Origin of the sequence: Mariniphaga anaerophila, from assembly GCF_900129025.1 — a bacterium.
In the GTDB taxonomy this organism is placed as follows: Bacteria; Bacteroidota; Bacteroidia; order Bacteroidales; family Prolixibacteraceae; genus Mariniphaga; species Mariniphaga anaerophila.
The window spans coordinates 259,044-274,597 of record NZ_FQUM01000006.1 but is presented as its reverse complement, the minus strand read 5'-3'; the positions used below and the strand labels follow the sequence as shown (position 1 = coordinate 274,597).

Sequence of the window (15,554 nt, the reverse complement as noted above, 5' to 3'; positions counted from 1 at the left end):
AAGTGAAGGGAAAAATGCTTAACAAACTTTAACCCCGGTTAATTGGCCAGGTAAACGAGTTTGTAGAAATCCATGTAGTCGTTAATGTTTTTCTCCTTCAGGAAAATTTCGAAGTTTTCGGTTGAGATCAGGAAGTTGCGGTAGTTGGCCGAGCCCAGCGGAGTATACAAATCGCGGTTTTGCACCACTGTCCGTGAGTAGCGGGTGGCAGCCTCTTTGTCGGACAGACCCGAAATGACAATTGCAACACGATATTCGTCAATGGGAACTTCTTTAATGCCCATGGAAGGATTGTTTCCGGCTTTATTGAACTGTTCCAGTCCGTTTACAAATTGGGTTTTATCTACGCCCTGCGACGGGATGACGAAAACAAAATAGTGCGGCTTTTCAATTTCAGTACTGTAAGGTCCGGTATAAGTTTCCGGGGTTTCTTTCTGAACTTCCGGCTCGGTTTGTTTAACTTCCGGTTGTGCTGCCTGCTGGGTTTGTGTTGCAGGTTTTTGTTGTGTTGTACTTCGCTGAATATAGTTGCTTCGAAAGAAATCGATGTAGTCGTCTACTTTATTTTCGGCAATAAGCTTTTCAATATTTTCTTCGGTTATCAGGAAATTGCGGTAGGTTACCTGTCCGAGTGGTTCGAACAAACTTCTGGTAATTACCACTTTGCGGAAGTACGACATGGCTTCATTTAGCGACGGAATGTTTTGAACTGTTATCAACTGGTATTCCCCGGCCTGTTTTACCTGTGTCGACAGGTTCCAGGCTCTGAATTCGTCGCGGTTAAACTGGGTAAAACCACTTAAAGCTGGCCGTAGCGACATGCGGGTGTCTTTTACTGCCAGCACAAAAATTTGTGTCGTGTCAATGTTCTGGTTGAACATGTCGCTTGCTCCGGTTTCCACAACCCTGAACTCTCCGCGGTCGCGTAACATCTGCTCTTCTTCCCGTGCACGTGCCATCAACTCTTCCGGAGAAAATTCGGGCTCTTCGTCACTAAAGTCAGATTTGATGTAGCGGCTGTAATTTTTCACGAAAAACTTCAGGTAGTCGGCCAGCGATTGTTCTGAAAGTACCTGCCGGTAATTGGTTGATGAAATAACGAAGTTTACATAATCAAGCCCCGCAAGTGTTTGGAATACGGGGGCACTTCTAATAATTGCCCGGTGATAAATAACTCCGTCTTCTTTGTTGTTCAGTGCGCGCACCACAACCAGGTTTGTTTTTTCGTTCAATGCCTCGGTTTCAATATCGAAATCGATTTTGGTGTAATGGTCAATATTGTAATTGGCAATGTCGAACTTAAGCCGGTTTAAATCTATTTTTTCACCGAGTGGATATGCAATAACAAAGTAGTGAAGCAAATCTTCGTCGTAAGTATATTTTCCGCCAAACTCATCGTCTTCCATGCGTTGAGCCAGCAGCAATTCTTCATTCTGAATTTCTTCGTTAATATACCCCATGTCCACCAGCTTTTGATAATCGGCAAGTGTGCTGTCCTGAATCAGTGTCAGAATTTCGGTGGCAAGCGGAGTGGGTTCTGCTTTGGGCCATGTTTCAATATAGCTTTTCAGCAGGCTTTCAAAACCGTGAATATCGGTTTGTGTACCCTGCGCCACAGTTTGCATAAAATCAATTTTGGGGATAACAACGCTGTCCGGCTTCATTGTTTTCATTGAATTGGCCAGCGTGATTACGTTTCGGTAATTACCCGAGCGGTAGTTTTTAAATGTTTCCTCGTAAATGCGGTTCAAACTGTCTGTGCGGGCTTCCAGCTCAATAAAGAAGTTGGGATTCAGCAGGTACTGTGCATATTTGCTGTCGGGGAATTTTGAAATAATAAGATTTCTGTAGTAGTTCGATTTTTGTTTGTCTCCCATTAGTTCGTACAAATCGTATAAATCGTAGTAAGCCGACAGTTGGTAGATGTTGTTGGGATACCTTCTCTGTAATTCTTCAAGAGCTTCTGCTGAGCGCTGGTAATTTGAAAATTCTGACTTGTAAATTTTTCCGGCGTTGTATAATGCATCCCTTATTTTATCGTGCGAAACGGCCATTAACGAATCGGTCAACGGCAGGTCTTGTGTGTAAAACTCTTTTTGCATGGGGTCTTCCACGCGCTGAACAATCAGGGAAGAATCTACTCCAGCCAGCTCATCCATTTCGTCCATCGAAACGGTGTTTTTATTGGAACGCCTCCAGTTGTCTTCCAGCTTTCGTTCTCCCCAGCGTTGTTTAAAGGTAACTTGTCCGTAGGCCACTGTTTGCGGGTTATAAAAGTACCAGCCCGCGCCTTGCTGTCCACTTCCCATACCCATTCTGTAACGGTTTGAGCGGTAGTATCCCTGGTCGCGTTGTCCTTGCATTGCCAGATTTTCCAGGTTGCGCTGATGTTCCTGTTCTTCGCGCATCATACGGGCAATTAATGCTTCCCGTTCGGCGTCGGGCAGTAATGCAATACGTTGCAGGCTGTCTTCCCGCTCAACGGTAACTATGTTTTCCACCAGGTTTGACAAACTGCGGTACTGGTTAGAAAGCTTTGTATAGTTGGGATACGTTTCGTCGATAATAATCATTGCACTGTCGTAGTACGCCTGTGCTTCGCGGTATTTTTTGTCTTCGAAATAAAGGTCGGCCAGCGTAATTGCCGAGTGAGCGCGCTGAAACTGATTATTGTAACTGCTTGCTACCGAATTGCGGTAATTCTCGATGGCAGTTTCGCGTGCTCCTTCCCCAAAGAAAATATTTCCCAGCGCATAATATATCTGATCCCGGAATTCGACGTTCTTTTTGTCGCGCAGCATTTTTCGCAACTCTTTTTTCGTCTTTTCTGCATCGCCTTCTCCGGAGAAAACTCCAGCTGCATTTATTTTTGCATTGAAAGCCATGCGGTAATCCGGGTTTAGGCGGGTTACTTTCCGGTACGCCTCGGCAGCCAGCATTGGTTTGTCTGTTTCTTCGTACAACTGGGCTGCGATGTACTGTAGCCTGGCCTTTTGCTTTTTCCACAAAGTTTTGCTTATGGCGATATCAATAAACTTGATGGCCTCTGCGTATTCTTTTTGTTTGATATAATAGTCGGCAGTTGCCACTGCCAGGTCACGCTCCAGTTTTCGGGGAAAATCCCTGTTGTTCTGAACAGATTGAATTACTTCCGAAGCCTCGGCAAACCTTTGTAATTCAGAGTAACTGCGAATAAGCCATATTTGTGCCTCATACCTGGCATCTCCATCGGGATATTTCCGTTGAATAAAAGAAAGATTGTTGATGGCAGCCATAAAATTGTGCTGGAAGAAATAGGCTTTTCCTATTAAAAGGTAGCTGTCGTCAATCCACGGATTAAATTCTTCCTTGCTGGCAAACTCTTGGTAGCGGCGGGTTCTGCGCCTTTTTCGCTTTGGCTTTTGAGTAATTGAATGCAGCTCAATAAGTTTTGAAGCTTTCAACACTGCATTGTCCATGTCGGCTTTTGCCAGGTTGGCGGCAGATGGGTCGCTTTCTTTATAAATGGGGAGCAACCGTGTGAAATCATCTTCAATGCTGGTCTCAATTCGTTCTACCCCCGCTTTAAAACTTTCATTCCCGTTGAAATACACGTTGTATTGCGACGTCACATTATGGAATGTACGTGTGGCAAAGGTATTCTTTTCGGTTGAACACCTTTGATAAAGCGGCATCAGGAGTAATAGCCCTATGGTATGTAGTAAAAATCGCTTCAAATACAGTTATTAAGTGGCTTTAGGAATAAACTGAGATTTTGCCATATTATTGTAATTCTTTTTTCAAATTTATTCCGTTGCCAAAGGCACAAAAATAATAATTTTTACAGCCCTGCCGCTGCAAAAGAAGGTTATGTGACTGAAAAGGTTATTGCTGCTATTTTCGGGTAATTTTTACCTTTTTAGTAGGTGCCTTTGCAATGTTGCGGATATGCACCTGTTGTGCAATGCTTTTGGCAACATCTGCGAATGCAATACCGGTAATCGAGTCAGTTTCTGTGGCAACCGGAGTTCCGTGGTCACCTCCTTCTCTAATGCTTTGTACAATAGGTATTTGTCCTAGCAGTTTCAGCCCGATTTTTTCACACAGCTTTTTACCTCCGTCTTTTCCGAAAATGTAGTATTTATTGTCGGGAAGCTCGGCGGGAGTAAACCATGCCATGTTTTCAACAAGGCCAAGCACCGGAACATCGATTGATTTGCTCTGGAACATGCTGGTGCCGCGAACGACGTCGGCCAGGGCAACATCCTGCGGGGTGGTTACAATTACAGCTCCCGTAACCGGAATGGTTTGTACCAAAGTCAGGTGAATATCGCTGGTTCCGGGGGGAAGGTCGATAAGCATATAATCCAGTTCGCCCCAGTTCCCATCCATAATAAGTTGTTTCAGCGCATTCGAAGCCATGGGGCCACGCCAGATAATAGCACTTTCGGTATCAACAAAAAACCCGATGGACAAAAATTTTACGCCGTATTTTTCAACCGGATTAATCATGTCCCGTCCGTCAATTTTTTCGCCGGACGGACGAACATCTTCTGCCCCGAACATTTTGGGAATAGATGGCCCGAAAATATCAGCATCGATTAATCCGACTTTAGCTCCGGTGTTGGCAAGTGCAACTGCCAGGTTAACTGCAACCGTTGATTTTCCTACACCGCCTTTACCCGATGCCACGGCAATAATATTTTTTACTCCGGGTAAAACGGGACGTTCCATGTCGTGCAGAAACTTAACCGTAATGTTGTCCTCTATTTCAACCTGTTCGCCTAAATACTCTTTTATTGCTTTTTCACATGCCAGCACCAGCGGTTCAATATTTGGGTCGTCGCTTTTCTGAAATACCAGCGAAAAACTAACACGCTGACCGGCAATTCTTATTTCCTGAACCATGTCCAGCGAAACCACATCTTCGTTGCTCCCGGGGTATGTAACTGTCCGCAATGCATCGGTGACGTTTTTAGGCACAATTAATTTGCGAGGAATATCATTCATGATAGTGTTTTTAAAATTGGACTACAAAATTAAAAAATATCTTAAGGTATTTTAAGGGATTTGGAAAATCAATGCTTTGTTTGGAATTCAACGGTTTGCCGCAGAAACCGAAATGTAAATTATACTAACTTTGTTGGCAAAAGATTGAAATAACAGTTTTTGAGAGGAGTTTTATAATGAGTGACAACCAGTTTTCTACATATTTTTCAGAAAAATCATTTTGGGAGAAAATAAAAAATTATTCGAAATCGGCCGGAACGACAGTGGTTTACGGTGTTTTGTTGTTGTATTATGTAATGAATGACAAAAAAGTAGCAGTCAAAACCAAGCTTTCTATTGCGGCTGCTTTGGGCTACTTTATTTTGCCTACCGATGCCATTTTTGATTTTACTCCGCTAATTGGTTACTCCGATGATTTGGGCGTGTTGTTGTTTGCACTTACCCAGGTCTCTTCAAATATCACTCCCGAAATAAAAGAAAAGGCTCGTGCCAAATTGGGCGACTGGTTTGGCAAGATTGACGAGATCGAATTAAAAGAGCTGGAAAGCAAGATCTTTTAGAAAGCCGTTCGCGTGATTCGTTCAAATGAATTCTACTAACCTTAAATCCGGATAAATGATTGATTTTACACTTCTGCAATGGTTGTTGCTGTTTTGTTGTGCCATGTTAATAGGGATGTCAAAAGTAGGTGTTCCCGGTGTTTCTATGGCGGTTGTGCCGGTGCTGGCGCTAATTTTCGGAGGAAAAGCTTCAACCGGTATTTTGCTTCCGATTTTAATGATGGCCGATTGGTTCGGGGTAGGATACTACCATCGTCACGCTCAGTGGAAATACTTGTGGCGACTGCTGCCGTGGGCTTTTGGGGGAGTGGGTGTTGCTTTATGGGTAGGCGAAGTAGTTAACGACGAGTGGTTTAAAAACATTATTGCAATACTGGTATTTATTTGCATTGCCCTGATGTTGTGGAAAGACCGGCGAAAAGGCAATCGTTTTTTTCCGGATACCTGGTGGTTTGCCGCAGCAATGGGGATTTTGGGTGGTTTTGCTACAATGATTGGAAATGTTGCCGGGCCAATTTTCGCCATTTACCTGCTGGCAATGCGTTTGCCCAAGAACAGTTTTATCGGCACCGGAGCATGGTTTTTTCTAATTATCAATATCAGCAAGTTTCCGTTACACATTTTTGTGTGGAAAACCATTGATTGGCAAACCCTGAAGCTGGATTTGATTTTGCTTCCGGGAATTGCGCTCGGCGCTGTTTTGGGTGTGTGGCTGGTGAAAAAGATTCCCGACAAAACATACCGCACATTTGTAATTGTTGTTACCGCTTTATCTGCATTTTTATTGCTTATTTAATTCAGAAATCTCAGGATTTTTATATTTGTATTGAAGACAAAATGTAAAATCAATAAAAGGAGTTTCTGACAGATATGGAACCACTAATCAATTACTTTAAAGACATCGAAATACACCATGTGTTGGATGTTGGCACCGGAGGCGGAGGTTTTATTCATGTGCTGAAAAAAACATTTCCCGAAGCTGTAATTACCGGGGTAGATCCCAGTGAAGAAGCACTGGAAGCTGCCCGCAACCATTTTCAGGATGTAACGTTTCGGCAAATGGTTGCAGAAAAGCTCGATTTCGAAGATGATTCGTTTGATGTGGTGAGTATTTCGATGGCGTTGCACCATCTGTCAAAAGTACAAAAGGGGCTTAAAGAAATCAGACGGGTGGTAAAACCGGACGGATACATTGTTGTAAACGAAGTTATTAGCGACGGGCTGACTCCTGCCCAGGAAGTTCATAAATTGTATCATCATTTTCGCAGCCACATCGATCGGTTGATGGGGAGATATCACCGAAAAACATTCACCAAAGATGCCATTCTTCAAATGCTAAAAGTAGCAGAGTTGCCGGTTCAGTTCTTTTTTGAACAGCGCAGAAATGTGAATCTCGTGGAAGATGAAGCAGAACTCGATTTGCGAATCGAGAAAATGAAATCGATGCTGGAGCAGATCAAAGGAAGTGCAGAATACGATGTTCTTCAGCCTCAAATCGAAGAGTTCCGAAGTAAAGCGCTAAAATACGGTTTCCAGCCGGCAACCAATCTAATTCTCGTTTTGCGAAAGAAATAATTGTTTATCCGTTTAACGCTTCAGCCCCGCTCACAATTTCCAGAATTTCGCTGGTAATTGACGCCTGGCGTACTTTGTTGTATTGCAGAGTCAAATCTTTAAGCAGCTCAGATGCATTGTCGGTTGCCTGGTGCATGGCAGTCATCCTTGCGCCGTGCTCTGCCGCATGCGAATCGAGCATCGCTTTGTAAAATTGTATTTTTAAACTTCTGGGAATTAGTTCTTTAATCATGTATTCCTTCGAAGGTTCAAAAATATAATCGTACAGTTGGTGCCCTTGTTCTTCTGTTTCCATTTCCACCGGCAGAAATTGTTCTGTGGTGTTAATTTGTGTAGCTGCGTTTAAAAACTGATTGTAAACCAGTTCAACTGTGTCGTACTTCCCTTCGGCAAAGTCCTTCATTATTTCCTCAGCTAGTACGTAAACATGTTCAAAGTCGAGCGTGTCAAAAAGTTCGTGATGGCTTTCCACAACATTCATTCCCCGTAGTTTAACCTGTTTTTCGGCCTGCTTGCCAATGCACAGAAAATCTACGTTCCCCATTTGGAATTGAAGGCTGTATTTTGAATGAACCAGTTCTACCGATTTTTTTGCAATGTTCATGTTAAAACCGCCGCACAGTCCCCGGTTCGAAGAAATCAGCACGACGAGTATTTTTTCAGGCTCCCGCTGCTGCGTGTAAACCGATTCGTCTGCTTCGTTGAGGCTGGAGCCAATGGAAACCAGAATCTGATGCAGCTTATCTACATACGGACGAATTTGCAGAATGGCGTCCTGCGCTTTTTTTAGCTTGGCCGCCGAAACCATTTTCATTGCGCTGGTAACCTGCCTGGTTGTTGTTACCGACGATATGCGTGTTCGTATTTCTTTTAACCCTGCCATTTTAAATTATTCAACCCTTTGTGTGTATTTGGCGGCTGCTTCGGCAGCTACGTCTGTTAACACTTTCTCAATTTTTTCAGTCATGTTTCCTTCTTTTATGGAATCAAGCACATCGCGGTTTTCCGTTTCCATGAGCTGGAGGAAAGCATTTTCAAACTCTTTTACTTTATCTGTCGGAACTGTCCGCAGTAACTCTTTTACACCGCAGTATATTAATGCAACCTGGTGTTCTACCTTCATTGGAGAGTACTGGTGTTGTTTCAGAATTTCCATGTTTTTCCGGCCTTTATCGAGTATACGCATGGTAGCGGCATCGAGGTCTGAGCCAAACTTGGCAAAAGCTTCCAGCTCACGGTACTGAGCCTGGTCGAGTTTCAGTGTTCCCGCAATTTTTTTCATGGACTTAATTTGCGCATTTCCACCTACACGCGAAACGGAGATTCCCACATTAATTGCCGGTCTGAATCCGGAGTTGAACAGGTTCGATTCCAGGAATATTTGTCCGTCGGTAATGGAAATTACGTTTGTGGGAATGTATGCTGAAACGTCGCCTGCCTGAGTTTCGATAATGGGAAGTGCCGTAAGCGAGCCTCCTCCTTTTACTTTGTTTTTAAGCCCTTCGGGAAGGTCGTTCATTTGAGAGGCAATTTCATCTGAATCGATAACTTTTGCTGCGCGTTCCAACAGTCTGGAGTGCAGGTAGAAAACGTCTCCTGGATAAGCTTCGCGACCCGGTGGACGACGAAGCAGCAACGAAACTTCGCGGTAAGAAACGGCCTGTTTAGAAAGGTCGTCAAGCACAATCAACGCATCGCGTCCGGTATCGCGGAAATATTCGCCGATGGCCATTCCGCCGTACGGTGCATAAAACTGGAGTGCTGCCGGGTCTGATGCGGTGGACGATACAACAACTGTATAGTCCATGGCTCCGTATTTTTGAAGGGTGGAAACAATATTTGCAACAGTTGAGCCTTTTTGCCCGATTGCCACATAAATACAATATACCGGGGTCCCTTTTTCGTAATTTTCGCGTTGGTTAATAATGGTATCAATAGCCACAGCTGTTTTCCCGGTTTGGCGGTCGCCAATGATCAGCTCACGCTGCCCGCGTCCGATTGGAATCATGGCATCAATAGCTTTTAATCCGGTTTGAAGCGGCTGTTTTACCGGCTGACGGAAGATTACCCCGGGCGCTTTTCTTTCCAGTGGCAGCTCCATCAATTCTCCACCAATGGGGCCTTTGCCGTCGAGTGGTTCACCAATGGTATTGATAACTCGTCCCAGCAAGTTTTCGCCAACATTGATGGAGGCAATGCGTTGAAGCCGTTTTACGGTGTCGCCCTCTTTTACTTCTTCGGATGGGCCGAGAAGTACCGCTCCCACGTTGTCTTCTTCCAGGTTCAGCACAATTCCTTTTATGCCGCTTTCGAATTCAATCATTTCGTTGGATTCGACATTCGACAGACCGTAAATACGGGCAATTCCGTCGCCAACCTGCAAAACGGTGCCCACTTCTTCCAATTCTGCTTCCGACTTGAAGCTATCCAGTTGTTGCTTCAGTATTTCAGATATTTCAGCCGGTTTAATGTTTATCATTTTTAATACTTTCTTTTTATTTTACAATTGTGCTTTCAGCATTTCCTGCTTCAGTTTTCTGAGTTGCGTTAAAATGCTGGCATCGTATTGTTTGTCGTCAATTCGCAAAACCATTCCTCCAATGAGGTTCGGGTTTACTTTTGCTGCGAGTTCAACTTTTGTCCCCATTTCTTTTTCCAGAATTTTTGTTGCCTTGTCCAGAAACTCCTGATCAAAAGCCTGGGCTGTGGTAATTACTGCTGTTTTAATGCCCTTTTCTTTTCTAATGAGCGTTAAAACACTCCGGCACATCGAAGGAATAAGATGTTCTCGCCTGTTTTTAATAACCAGTTCAAGAAATTGAAGGGAGAGTTCTTTTATTTTCTCCTGAAAAATGAGTTGAATGATGTTTGTCTTTTCCGAAGTTTTTACCACCGGGCTTTTCAGTAACAGTATAAATTCTTCGGAGTGGCTGCAGGCATCTGAGATCAGCTCCATGTCTTCTTTCAACTGGTTAAGCTTGCCTTTTTCTTTTGCCAGCGAAAAAAGAGCTTTGGCATATCTTACCGTAATTGCGCTTTCACTCATTTTCTCAATTCAGTTTTATTCCTTCAACCAGCTTATTAACCATTTCCTGCTGCTGTTTGTTGTCGGCCATTTCTTTTCGAATGACTTTTTCTGCAATAAGCAACGAAAGTTCCGACATTTGTTGCTTCATTTCGTTAATGGCTTTTGCTTTTTCGTTTTCGATTTGCTGCCTGGCGTTTTCTATGTTTTTTTGAGTTTCGGCAGCAGCCTTGTCTTTTGCTTCGGCAATAATGCCATCCTTTAAATTCATGGCTTCCCTGAGGATGCTTTCTTTTTCCTTCCGGGCTTCGGCCAAAAGCTGTTCGTTTCCTGCTTTCAGCTTCGCCATTTCTTTCCGGGCTCTTTCGGCTTCGTGCAATGCGTTTTCAATGGACTCTTCCCGCTCGGTTAAAGCATTAAGAATGGGTCTCCATGCGAATTTTTTCAACACAAATGCCACCACTCCAAAGATGATGACCATCCAAAAAATTGTTCCTAAATTCGGAGTAACCAGTTCCATATCTTTCTGATTTATATTTTTTAATTTCTGAGTTCTGTAAAAGGGCAACAATCTTTGGCAATCCCAAAAATTGTTGCCGAAATAAGGTCGCTACACAAACAGAATAAGCGCACAAACGATAACTGCGAAGAAACAAACTCCTTCGATTAACGCCGCTGAAACAATCATGTTAGAGCGGATGTCGCCGCTTGCTTCAGGTTGCCGGGCAATTGCTTCCATAGCACTTGAACCAATACGGCTGATTCCGTAGGCCGCACCGAAAGCAATAATTCCTGCACCAAAAGCAGCGCCAAGTTCACTAAAGTTAGCTTTAGCTGCCGCTTCTGAAACTTGTAGCAAAATGCTCAAAACCATTGATAACATAGCATCTAATTTTAAAAATTAATATTAATGATGTTCTGCCGTGGCCATTCCAAAATAGATGGCTGAAAGCAGAGTAAAAACATAAGCTTGTATGAACGAAACTAAAACGTCGAGCAGCATAATAAACACTGCAAATAATACTGAAACCGGACTTACGCCGTATCCGGCAATTGGCCCCATCAGGCTGCTAAAAATAAAGATCAGGCTAAGAAAAACCGTAACAATGAGGTGGCCTGCCAGCATGTTGGCAAACAAACGAACCATCAATACAAATGGTTTTGTTATCATTCCCGATATTTCCAGCAATGGCATTAACGGAATCGGGATTTTTAGCCACATGGGTACATCCGGATTGAATATTTCTTTCCAGTAATGCTTGTTGCCCCTGAGGTTGGTAACAAAAAAAGTAAACAGCGCCAAAACCATTGTTATGGCAATATTCCCGGTAACGTTGGCTCCAAAAGGGAAAATGGGAATCAATCCCAGTAAATTATTTAGCAGTATAAAAAAGAAGAGCGTAAGGAGCGGGGGCATAAACTTTTTGTACTTCTTTTCACCAATTGAAGGTTTTGCAATTTCATCGCGGATAAAAACAATAACCGGCTCAATAAGGTTTTGGACTCCAGACGGCGCTTTTCCCCGGTTGTGTTTGGCGGTTCGAACGGCCGCAAACAAAAGGGAAAACAATACCACAACAGAAACCAGAACTCCGGTAATTGTTTTGGTAATGGAAAGATCCAGCGGCTTTCCGAGTTCCTGCCCCTGGTTGTCGAGTTCTACAATTTTGCCTTTGTTTTTTTCGCTTGCTGAAATTCGAAACCCCATGTAGTCATCGTGTCCATGATGAAATTTGGAAGACATAAAAACATGCAGCTTTTTGCCTTCGTGTAGTTCGGGATGCCGGCTGAAGAGAATTACAGGAAGTGGCACGGTTATGTGCGTTTCGCCAACAGAGGCAATGTGCCATTCGTACGCATCTAAAACATGCTCAATTACAAAATGTCCTGCGTCAAATTTCTCTTCTGCGTGTTCTTTTTCTCCTGAATAACTGCCATGAGCTTCTTCTCCCCGGGCAATTAATGGATCTACCCAAAATACCGTTAGTATAAAGGTTAATAATAACCCCCACCTCTTGTCTAAAATAAACATAGCTTTCTTGTTATTTGAGCTACGCAAAAATACAGTATTTTTCCACGTGGGGTGATTTATTTGGGTATTAATCCATTATTAAAAGATTTTTTTATATTTTTTTAAAGATCGGGGCTAATTTCTGTCTACTTTTCCCGGGTTTTTGACTTCCGTGAAACTCGCGAAAGATCCGAAACTTCAATAAATGTAAATACCAGATAGGTAATTGCAAGGCAAACTACAAAAACAGCTGCTTTTTCCGGTCTTTTGGCCAGGTATCCGAAGGCAAAGGCAGAATAAACTACCAGTCGTAAAAATGAAACCAGCATGGTTGTTCTGGGAAAGCGGGCCGGGTCGTTTTGTGCCACACGAACCTGAGAGTAATACGAAACGAGTGTCACCACTAAAAAGAAAATAAGCATCCAAGGTAAAACAGGCAGGTACTGCCCGGTAAAAATAAAGTTGAATGCAACCCATCCGAGAAATGCCAGAATTGCGGCTGCTGTAATTGCTTTTGTGAAGAATTTAGGGAACGTTTTTTTCATTTTTTTAAGAGGTTTCGAATGGCGTATGCTACCGAGCCGATTACCGACAGTATCATAAGGCCTAGTGTAAATCCTTTAAATTCGTTGTTCATCCATTGGTCGATTTTAAACCCCAGAAATGTTCCAAGGGCAATTATCGCCATCATTTCAAAAGCCAGGCTGGAGTAACGAATGAAGGAATCGAATTTATTTTTGTTCTTTTTGAGTTGTTTTTTCATCTTTCCCTTTGGAATCTCCCATGGTACAGGTTCCGGTGAAAAGCGAACCCGGTTCTACCGACAGTTTTCCGGCAACTACATCTCCGTAAATGCGTGCAGATGATTTCATGGTAAGCAATTCAGACACGGTAACTTTCCCCTTAATATACCCTGAAACTTCGATGTTACTGCAATTTATCTCTCCTTCAACTTTCCCTTTCGGGCCAATCACAAGCCTCCCTTTGGCGTTGATGTTCCCATTCAGTTCCCCGTCAATCCGAATGTCTCCATTGGCTGAAATGTCACCTTTTATAAGTGTCCCTTCGTCAATGATGTTTATGGATTGGTTGAGGTTGTCGTTGTAGTTTGATGTTTGCTTTGCCATTTTAAATTTCATTTTTAAAAGATGTTCTTAGCGTCCGAATCGTATTTGCTGTTCTTATTTCTTCAGAATAAATAGCTTAAAACGATTTATACTGATTTGTATTCCCCCAAGAAAACAGATTTTTGCGGAAAATATTTTTCAGTTTTTTTAAAATCCGGCTGAAATTACAAATAATTCTGTGTACAACAATAGTTGTATGCAATTTTAATGTGTTTGAACAAAAGGCAGGTTGGCTACAATGAGTTCTAAAAAACTTACAGGTTTATTGAGGTGTGTCGTACGCCCATTTCAGGTAAACGCTTCCCCAGGTAAATCCGGCTCCAAAAGCAGCAAGAATTATTTTGTCTCCTTTTTTTAGCTGTTTTTCGTAGTCCCACAAGCAAAGAGGAATTGTTGCAGCAGTTGTATTGCCGTATTTCGTGATGTTGATCATTACCTTGTCTTTGTTGAGCCCCATTCTTCTGGCGGTGGCATCAATTATTCGCATGTTGGCCTGGTGGGGGACGAGCCAGGAAACATCGTCTGAATGTAGCTGGTGGCGTTCCATTATTTCAGCGGCTACATCTGCCATTCCCGTAACTGCATATTTAAAAACGGTTTGGCCATCCTGGTAGATGTAGTGCTCTCCGTTTTCTACTGTCTCGCACGAGGCCGGTCGCATAGAACCGCCGGCTTTCATGTGCAGGTGGTGGCGCCCAAGCCCGTTTACCCGATGGATGTAGTCGACTATGCCAACATCTTCGTGGGTTGGTTCCAGCATTACCGCAGTTCCGGCATCACCAAAAAGTGGACAGGTTGTGCGGTCAGTGTAATTGGTAATTGCCGACATTTTATCTGCACCTACTACAATTACTTTGCGGTACCGGCCCGATTCAATAAACTGGGTGGCCGTTGCCAGAGCAAAAATGAATCCTGAACAGGCAGCATTAAGATCGAAACTCCAGGCATTGCGAATGCCCGCTTTATGAGCTATGATATTGGCAGTTGCCGGAAATGGCATGTCGGGAGTAATGGTGGCGCAAATAAGTACATCCACATCGTCTGGCGAAGTGTTTGTTTTTTTTAGCAGTTCTTTTACTGCTTCTTCTCCCATAAAACTGGTAGCTTTTCCTTCGTCCTTCAGAATACGGCGTTCTTTAATCCCAATGCGCTGCATAATCCATTCGTCTGAGGTATCGACCATGGTACTCAGCTCGTCATTGGTTAATCTGTATTCTGGTAAGTAAGCGCCTACGCCGGTAATTGCTGCCCTGATTTTTGCCATTGAAATGAAAGTTTGTAATTAAGGCTGCGAAGATATAATGAATATAAGACGAGAATGTATTTTGCCGGCAAGAAAGGGGGCGGATATTAAATAATACTTAAGTTTTTGTTGAACAATTAATTGTGGGGTTCGAAAAGTCTGCTTATAAGACAAAAAAAACTGGCCAGATTATCTGACCAGTTTCTTTAAACTGCAATGTCTTTTTCAATTACCTGTTTGCCTCTGTAGTATCCGCATTCAGGACAAATGTGATGATATTTTACCGTTGCTCCGCAGTTTGAACAAGTAGCAAGGGTAGGAAGGGTGGCTTTGTAATGTGTACGTCTTTTATCCCTTCTCGTTTTCGATGTTTTGCTCTTTGGATGTGCCATGATATTTCAAATTTAATTATTATTCCAGTTTTTCAGGGCCGCCCATCGCGGATCGGTATCCTGTTTTTCTTCTTCTTTATGTTCGTATTTTTTTAATTTCTCCAGCATTTCAGCATCGCATCCGCTAACTCCTTTTTTTTCGGGATGAACATGCCTGATTGGAATGCTGAGTATAATGTATTCGTAAATCAGCTGAGCCAGGTTAATCTGGTTCTTTTCGGGCGAAACCCATACGATTTCATCATCTTCGTAATCGCTTTCGCCAAACTTTACAAAAAGTTCACTCTTATGCTTTATCTTCTGTCTGTAATTTTCGAGGCAACGGTCGCAGGTGAGTTCTACCCATCCTTTCAGTTTAAAGTGCAGCTTTAAAAACGAACTCCGTTTTTCGAGCTTCACTTTTACGTCAACGTTGCCAACGCTAATCAGCCCTTGTTCAAAGTGTTCAAAGAACTCGTCTCGAATTTCAAATTCGAACTCGTGCAGGCCTTCTTTCAGACCTTTAAATTCCACATCGTATTTTGATCTCCAGCCCATGGTTCGAAAAAAGTGTTGCAAAAGTATAAATTTTTTGGAAATGGGGGAAAGGTATTCTTATAAATCATGTGTTAATTTCATGTATTTATCTTTTT

General features: G+C 42.9%; 17 protein-coding genes. 3 read left to right on the top strand and 14 right to left on the bottom strand.

Annotated features, from left to right (window positions below; all coding sequences use genetic code 11):
• Positions 1 to 38: 38 nt before the first annotated feature.
• Together porW and BUB08_RS13980 are read right to left on the bottom strand one after the other, a co-directional pair.
• On the bottom strand, positions 39 to 3,716 hold the full coding sequence (gene porW / locus BUB08_RS13985) for a type IX secretion system periplasmic lipoprotein PorW/SprE (protein WP_139249716.1): 3,678 nt from the start codon (positions 3,714 to 3,716) through the stop codon (positions 39 to 41).
• 157 nt (positions 3,717 to 3,873) lie between these two features.
• Positions 3,874 to 4,989, bottom strand: coding sequence for an Mrp/NBP35 family ATP-binding protein (locus BUB08_RS13980; protein ID WP_073002504.1), 1,116 nt, complete (start codon positions 4,987 to 4,989; stop codon positions 3,874 to 3,876).
• 176 nt (positions 4,990 to 5,165) lie between these two features.
• Here BUB08_RS13980 and BUB08_RS13975 point away from each other — a divergent pair, with 176 nt between their 5' ends.
• From BUB08_RS13975 to BUB08_RS13965, 3 genes are all read left to right on the top strand, one after another.
• Positions 5,166 to 5,549 (top strand): YkvA family protein, encoded by a 384-nt coding sequence (locus BUB08_RS13975; protein WP_073002503.1) that lies wholly within the window; start codon positions 5,166 to 5,168, stop codon positions 5,547 to 5,549.
• 55 nt (positions 5,550 to 5,604) lie between these two features.
• A complete protein-coding gene (locus BUB08_RS13970; RefSeq protein ID WP_073002502.1) occupies positions 5,605 to 6,345 on the top strand; it encodes a sulfite exporter TauE/SafE family protein in 741 nt (246 codons plus the stop codon).
• A gap of 74 nt (positions 6,346 to 6,419) precedes the next feature.
• Positions 6,420 to 7,124 (top strand): class I SAM-dependent methyltransferase, encoded by a 705-nt coding sequence (locus BUB08_RS13965; RefSeq protein ID WP_073002501.1) that lies wholly within the window; start codon positions 6,420 to 6,422, stop codon positions 7,122 to 7,124.
• Positions 7,125 to 7,128: 4 nt separating this feature from the next.
• On the opposite strand, the gene atpG is transcribed toward BUB08_RS13965, so the two are convergent.
• From atpG to BUB08_RS13905, 12 genes are all read right to left on the bottom strand, one after another.
• The gene (gene atpG, locus BUB08_RS13960) at positions 7,129 to 8,007 is read right to left on the bottom strand and encodes an ATP synthase F1 subunit gamma (protein ID WP_073002500.1); all 879 of its coding nucleotides are present in this window, start codon (positions 8,005 to 8,007) and stop codon (positions 7,129 to 7,131) included.
• A gap of 6 nt (positions 8,008 to 8,013) precedes the next feature.
• Positions 8,014 to 9,603, bottom strand: coding sequence for a F0F1 ATP synthase subunit alpha (gene atpA / locus BUB08_RS13955; protein WP_073002499.1), 1,590 nt, complete (start codon positions 9,601 to 9,603; stop codon positions 8,014 to 8,016).
• A 21-nt stretch (positions 9,604 to 9,624) separates the two neighbouring features.
• Positions 9,625 to 10,170 (bottom strand): ATP synthase F1 subunit delta, encoded by a 546-nt coding sequence (atpH, locus tag BUB08_RS13950; RefSeq protein WP_073002498.1) that lies wholly within the window; start codon positions 10,168 to 10,170, stop codon positions 9,625 to 9,627.
• A gap of 4 nt (positions 10,171 to 10,174) precedes the next feature.
• On the bottom strand, positions 10,175 to 10,669 hold the full coding sequence (gene atpF, locus BUB08_RS13945) for a F0F1 ATP synthase subunit B (protein ID WP_073002621.1): 495 nt from the start codon (positions 10,667 to 10,669) through the stop codon (positions 10,175 to 10,177).
• A 90-nt stretch (positions 10,670 to 10,759) separates the two neighbouring features.
• Complete coding sequence (gene atpE / locus BUB08_RS13940) at positions 10,760 to 11,032, bottom strand: ATP synthase F0 subunit C (protein WP_245820206.1); 273 nt, start codon at positions 11,030 to 11,032, stop codon at positions 10,760 to 10,762.
• A gap of 24 nt (positions 11,033 to 11,056) precedes the next feature.
• Positions 11,057 to 12,181: a F0F1 ATP synthase subunit A gene (gene atpB, locus BUB08_RS13935; protein ID WP_073002496.1), complete on the bottom strand. Its 1,125-nt coding sequence runs from the start codon at positions 12,179 to 12,181 to the stop codon at positions 11,057 to 11,059.
• A 125-nt stretch (positions 12,182 to 12,306) separates the two neighbouring features.
• A complete protein-coding gene (locus BUB08_RS13930; RefSeq protein ID WP_073002495.1) occupies positions 12,307 to 12,705 on the bottom strand; it encodes a hypothetical protein in 399 nt (132 codons plus the stop codon).
• Complete coding sequence (locus BUB08_RS13925) at positions 12,702 to 12,923, bottom strand: AtpZ/AtpI family protein (protein ID WP_073002494.1); 222 nt, start codon at positions 12,921 to 12,923, stop codon at positions 12,702 to 12,704. Before BUB08_RS13925 ends, BUB08_RS13930 begins: the two co-directional genes overlap by 4 nt.
• Positions 12,892 to 13,287, bottom strand: a complete 396-nt coding sequence (locus BUB08_RS13920; protein ID WP_083570781.1) for a bactofilin family protein — start codon at positions 13,285 to 13,287, stop codon at positions 12,892 to 12,894. The genes BUB08_RS13925 and BUB08_RS13920 overlap by 32 nt, the downstream gene beginning before the upstream one ends.
• Before the next feature lie 262 nt (positions 13,288 to 13,549).
• Positions 13,550 to 14,551: a beta-ketoacyl-ACP synthase III gene (locus BUB08_RS13915; RefSeq protein WP_073002492.1), complete on the bottom strand. Its 1,002-nt coding sequence runs from the start codon at positions 14,549 to 14,551 to the stop codon at positions 13,550 to 13,552.
• 185 nt (positions 14,552 to 14,736) lie between these two features.
• The gene (gene rpmF, locus BUB08_RS13910) at positions 14,737 to 14,922 is read right to left on the bottom strand and encodes a 50S ribosomal protein L32 (RefSeq protein ID WP_073002491.1); all 186 of its coding nucleotides are present in this window, start codon (positions 14,920 to 14,922) and stop codon (positions 14,737 to 14,739) included.
• A 12-nt stretch (positions 14,923 to 14,934) separates the two neighbouring features.
• The gene (locus tag BUB08_RS13905; protein WP_139249715.1) at positions 14,935 to 15,480 is read right to left on the bottom strand and encodes a YceD family protein; all 546 of its coding nucleotides are present in this window, start codon (positions 15,478 to 15,480) and stop codon (positions 14,935 to 14,937) included.
• Positions 15,481 to 15,554 lie beyond the last annotated feature (74 nt).